Origin of the sequence: Bacillus cereus group sp. N6 (genome assembly GCF_016483705.1) — a bacterium.
Classification (GTDB): Bacteria; Bacillota; Bacilli; order Bacillales; family Bacillaceae_G; genus Bacillus_A; species Bacillus_A wiedmannii.
Genome location: NZ_JAEHBI010000103.1, coordinates 1 through 5,766, shown reverse-complemented (window position 1 = coordinate 5,766; position 5,766 = coordinate 1). Strand labels below are relative to the sequence as shown.

Below are 5,766 nucleotides of genomic sequence, written 5' to 3'. Positions count from 1 at the left end.
AATTTTCTATAATCGTAAAAGAATTCATTCAGCGAATGGTTACTTATCACCGGCTAAAAAAGAACGTATGTACGAATTGGAGGCTGCATAATTGAAATTATCTGTGTCTATTTTATTGACTTAATATCAAACCTACCATTATGTCATCATCTTTCACACATTTTAGGAAAGAGAGTTCTCTCAATAAATTTGTTAAATTTCTGTTAGTAGCTTAAACTTTTTTCTCTGTGCAGGGGTTAATTCTTTTTCAACATACCAATCAATAAGTAAATCAATTATTTCGTAATTATATTTAGTATTAGTAATTTTCATAAGCGCCTCAAGCTCTTCTTTAGATTGATTTGAAATTTTAATACTGCCCTGTTGGTTTTTGAAAACTTTTTTTTCCTGTAGCCTTTGTTGTTCTTTTATCGTTGTTTGTTGTATTCCTTGCGCATCCTCTGACGATTGATAAGCTTGTTCGGGAGTAAAGTTCTTTCTATTTAATAAACCCAAATTTTTTATTTCTGTCATGTTATAGACCCCCCTTTAATTTTTCGAATAATTCAATACGAGATAATAATTCATCACTAATTTTTTTGTATAAATCAAGTACACTTAAATCATGACGATCTCTTTCAGTAATACCGTTAACATCAAATCTTTTAATACGTTCCATTTGTGGGACTATATTTTTAAATACGTTTTCTTCACCGAAAACTTCACGAGCATTTTCCATAATATATTGATCCACTTTACCGTTATTTTTTAATAATACGGGCAGAATACCTACGACTTCAATATCAAGGCTGTATTGTTCTTTTAATTTTACGAGTTCATTAACGTAGTTTTCAGCGCCAGTAAGAGATCTTTCTTGTGTCTGCAGTGCAATAAGAACATAATCCGAAGCCACTACTGCATTTTTTGTGACTTCAATCGACATAGGTGGAACGTCAATAAAAACGTAATCATATTTATACTTAATTTTTTCAAGCAAATTTTTAAAATAATAATCTTCCTCTATTTCTGAAGAACAAAATTTATATAGAAATTTTGCAAAATCTTGAAAATCCACATAGGATGGAATTAAGTATAAATTTTCCATGATCTCAACTTCTAACCCATCTAAACTTCCTTCTTGTATGCCTTTCATTAAAGTTTTCTCAATAGTTACTACTTCATCAGGATTTAAGATAGATTTTGTTAACATAAGAGATTTTGTTGCATTACTTTGTGGATCCAGGTCAACAAGTAATGTTCGCTTTCCTTTCTTTGCAAACTCATACGCATTTAATACGGCATTAGTTGTTTTACCAACGCCACCTTTATAATTCCCGACAGTAATTGTAGTTGTCATATATACCACTCCATTTAATCTTTTAAATTTCTATATATCCCTATTTCTATAAAATCCACATAAATAATAGGGATATATAGAAAAATAAACTTATAGAAATAGGGATATTTCTATAAGTTTAACCAAATTATATCAGTGATATTTTTTTATTGCAATAGCATAGTAGACTTATTTTAAAAATACTTTATCCTCTCACACTAAAGGATAGGAGACATATGATTTATTATAAAACATATGATTGATGGAGAAAATTAAGGAGGAAATATATAAATAAAAAATCGAGAAAATAGGGAAGTATAGAAATATAGAAAAATAGAAATATCCCTAAATCCCTATTTCTGATTATAGAAATAGGGATTTAGGGATATTGATTGAGTTTCTTTGATGATTGTTGTTTACAAATAAAAAAACTTGTTGTAACGTTATAGACAACAAGTTCTTCAACACTATACGATTTAGTTTAATAATGTACATAAAAAGTTCATAAGAGTTTGTAGAATATATAAATTCTATAAAGGATAAAAATAAAAAATAGAACGGCTGTCTAATTGAGATTTCTCAGGTCTCAATCGCACAGAGGAAGTAAATCTGCTGCTCACATCTCTACTTCTTAGTGAATACAATTTGCTACCAACATCTTGTATTCAATTTACGTCACTGCCAAACCAGTGAGTAAACATCCTTAACCGTTCTAATTAACTATATCTATTTTTAGTATAGTTAATTAGAGTGAAATTGTAAAGATAGAAATCTTTATTTAAGTTTGTGAAAATATAGATTTTTCTGCCTTTATATTTAATTTGAGGGTGTTTATTTATTTGGGTGAGCAGTGATATAACTGCTCACCTTTTTTGTTGTGAAAAATTAGTAAAAAGGAGGTTCGACATGAATACAGTACAAAAAGTAATTCAGCTTATTTTGCATAAAGGATTACGAAAATATAAAGCGAAAAACTCTAAAGCAGGACTAGTTGCAGTAAAAACACAAGAAAAATTTGAAGGCAAAGTTTTGAATGATAAAAAAAATAAGAAAGGTTCTATCTTTATTGCTCGTAAGAAAGACGATTTAAGTGCAAAGTTTGGGACACGTGGCGTAGTATTATCGTCCGAAGAAGCCGTATTGGATCATGTTGGATACGCTTCTCACTGGACACCGAATATATATAATTTTGGTACGTATAGCGAAAAAGGTCTTCGTACAATTGTTGGACATATGGAAAAAAATTTACAACAAATCAATTGTTTTGTTATTGATATTGACTCTAAATCATTTCCTATAACAGCAATTAATGATGTTGCACTAAATGCAGGTTTCGGTGTACCTACTATGATTATTGAAACTACTAAGGGATTTCAAGTATATTACGTATTAAATCAAACAGTGTATGTTACGAATAATAAAAACTATATTGCTATTAAATCAGCAAAAAGAATTTCTCAAAACCTAAGAGAAATGTTTGCTGAATTTTTGCCAAATGTAGATTTAACATGTAATCACTTTGGCTTCTTTAGAATGCCTTCAAAACAAAATATTGTAATGTTTTTTGAGGAAAATGTGTATACATTCAAGGAGTTACAAGAATGGAGTAAACGTCAAGACGACAACAAAGGAAAAGAGTCATTTTATAATATAATAGAGGGGCCGTTTGCTAAAAATAAACCTGTAAATCAACCGAAGCAGATTGATGAATTATGGTTTAAACAAGTTATTAATTGCACTAAAGTATCACAAAAACAAACAAAGGCAGGGCGAAATAACGCCATTTTCACTCTGTCTTTAGCTTGCTTTCAGAGTCAGGTAGCCATCAAAGAAACAATAGATATGATGGATCAATTTAATAGCAACCTAGACCAACCTCTAGACCATACAGAAGTTAGAGGGATAGTGATGTCTGCGTACTCTGGAAAATACCAAGCAGCACATAAAGATTATATAGAACGTTTATTACAACTATATGAATTAAGTGGGAAAACTTCAACTTTTCGTGCACCTTCAATATTGTGGAAAAAGCATAAAAAGCAGCGCAAGGATCGTGTACGTAGTCATTGGTACGAGTGGGAAGCTGATATTATTAAGTTTTTATCTATAAATTCAAATAATAAACCAGTGCTGTACTTCACACAATCAGAACTTTGTGAAGTACTTAACATTCCTCGTAGCACCCTAAATAAAGTGTTAAGAAAGAGCACGAAAATCTATAAAACAGTTGAAGGAAAAGGTAAACTAGCACAAACGGGATTATCTACAATGGGGATGTTGATAGCATTTGCTTTAAAAGAAACAGGACGAAAAAAAGAGAGCTATTCAAACTACTTACGAGGAATATTTCCTAAAATAGAGAATATATTAGCCCAAGCAAAAATTAATAACGTCATGGTGAGAGAAAAAACACTATATAGCATATCAGAAGGCCTACCTGCAGGTTGATTTTTAATTGTACACTCTGCCAATACATAAAAAATATCTACGATACAGTTTCTTTTTGAGCGTTTATCTTTTTGGTGCTGTTTTTATATTATTTTGGTATGTGAAATTTTATAGATAGGTTAGGGGGCTATATAGTTGTTTTAAAAGATTATTATTTCGTGATAGCTTTTGAGGGGGATAAGACTTTTATAGATACTTTTACTTGTAGAAATTTGAATAATGGACTATATAGGTTTGAGAATTATAATTGTGCTATCTTTATCAAATACTAACGGTTAATTTATTAAACTTAATATAATAGTTATTGTTTTTGGAATACAATTAGGATAGGTGATACTTCACTGTAATGAAGTATTCGAAAAAACTACTTTTTCTTACAAGATGTAAAGGACATTGAATGAGTACTAACAAGATTATAAAAGTTTTGATTATTGGATAAAATACTTGTAGTTAAGTGGTATGGAACAAAAGGAGTGGTGAAGATATGTAAATTAATATTCCTCTAAAAGGTTTAGTGGATGTGCAATGTAAAACCGAACAATCTGTTTGGTTTTACATGTTTTTATGTCTAAAGACGGAATAAAGTTATCAATGGATTTAAATTCTGTAGGAAAGGGAAAAAAGTGAATATAATTTGACGATAAAGAGTAAAGATATATGTAAGATAAAGATTACAAAACATGTTGTGAAATCTTTATCTACAAGGTAGAAATCATTATGGATATGAGAGGTATTTTTAAAATTCTATATAACATTACTACAAACTATTGTTAATGGTTGGATCCCCCTCCTAGTCTATTATTTGTATAGATATCTATTACTAAACATGCTGTAACCATTTTTTACGTAGGCGAGTTAAATCACAGAGTTTTCGAATATCAATTGGAGGAACAAAACTTTTTCTTAATAAGTCTATATTGAAGTATTTCATATAAGTTCTTTGTCATTGTAGGAAAAGTGCGGATTTCTTTGATAAGTTCTCCATCTGATGAACAAATGTAAGTACAAACCACAATTTCTTGTTGATGACTATCAAGTCCAGCACAGTGAGAATGTAATGTTTTCAAATATAAACCTCCTAATTAGATGTGAGATGAAAGAAAAAATTAGAAATTAAACATTTTTCTTTCTGTTAACAAAGAGATGTTCTAATCATAGAATTATTTCTTTCAGTTGCCTTTACGGGGTTAGCCTACGATCAAACAGTACGTACTAAACATCAAAATAATAGATGGTTGATAAAAAACAGTCACATCCCACATGAAAAGGGGTGTGACTGTTAAATCATAATTGTTTCCTTTTTTCTTCTTACATTTTCTAATTATAAAAGAATCAAAAATTTCATATCTAACAAAGTAATTTGCATTATATAGAAGTGGGGACTTGTATATAATGCTTCTACACGAGTTGACTTTTGCCGTCTAATTCCATCTACACAGCATACAATATCATATCCCTTGTTGACTAAAATGATAAAAGCGATATCGGTTGATATTAATGCTGAATATGTTAATTCAGATTATACAAGTCAAAGCTGTCTGAAATGCTCTAAAAAGAACAGGGTACAAGATAAAAAATACAAATACTCCTATAGAATTGAAGCACTTTTTAATATCGTTGGGTGGATGAATATTCGCTATCCAGATTTGATTGATGCTAATAGTACATCAGCCTGCAATGGATTTAAAAAATATTTTTTACTACGATATATTAAAATTAGAAATTAAATTTTACACACCCTTTTTTACACAGAAAATTCATAACAGTTTACAAATAAATTATTATATAAAGTTAAACGATACAAGATAACATTTTTATTGCTCTTATATTAGGTTCTTTTTTTGTAACCATGTATATATTTCTCAAGGAGGGATATATACATGGTTACAAAAAAGGTAACTACTCAGCTTTTTCAGACAAAAAAGTAGGCCAAATACATGTTTCCGATTTGAAAACATGAAAAAAAATACTCCAATAAGAGAAAGAATCTATATAAAATAGAG

General features: G+C 29.7%; 4 protein-coding genes. 1 reads left to right on the top strand and 3 read right to left on the bottom strand.

All coding sequences use genetic code 11. The annotated features are described in order from the left end of the window. Positions 1 to 192: 192 nt before the first annotated feature. Together JDS99_RS29655 and JDS99_RS29650 are read right to left on the bottom strand one after the other, a co-directional pair. On the bottom strand, positions 193 to 513 hold the full coding sequence (locus JDS99_RS29655; protein WP_199696339.1) for a hypothetical protein: 321 nt from the start codon (positions 511 to 513) through the stop codon (positions 193 to 195). A 1-nt stretch (position 514) separates the two neighbouring features. Then, complete coding sequence (locus tag JDS99_RS29650; protein WP_199696338.1) at positions 515 to 1,336, bottom strand: ParA family protein; 822 nt, start codon at positions 1,334 to 1,336, stop codon at positions 515 to 517. Positions 1,337 to 2,221: 885 nt separating this feature from the next. Between JDS99_RS29650 and repS the strand changes: the two genes are divergently transcribed. Next, positions 2,222 to 3,763, top strand: a complete 1,542-nt coding sequence (gene repS / locus JDS99_RS29645) for a replication initiation protein RepS (protein WP_199696337.1) — start codon at positions 2,222 to 2,224, stop codon at positions 3,761 to 3,763. Positions 3,764 to 4,641: 878 nt separating this feature from the next. Here repS and JDS99_RS29640 read toward each other — a convergent pair. Next, entirely contained in the window at positions 4,642 to 4,830 is a 189-nt protein-coding gene (locus JDS99_RS29640) for a hypothetical protein (RefSeq protein ID WP_199696336.1), read from the bottom strand. Positions 4,831 to 5,766: the final 936 nt, after the last annotated feature.

What these genes read in the sequence shown, in the direction of transcription:
- JDS99_RS29655 (WP_199696339.1), bottom strand. Translation starts at nt 513, where the DNA reads ATGACAGAAATAAAAAATTTGGGTTTATTAAATAGAAAGAACTTTACT.
- JDS99_RS29650 (WP_199696338.1), bottom strand. Translation starts at nt 1,336, where the DNA reads ATGACAACTACAATTACTGTCGGGAATTATAAAGGTGGCGTTGGTAAA.
- repS (WP_199696337.1), top strand. Translation starts at nt 2,222, where the DNA reads ATGAATACAGTACAAAAAGTAATTCAGCTTATTTTGCATAAAGGATTA.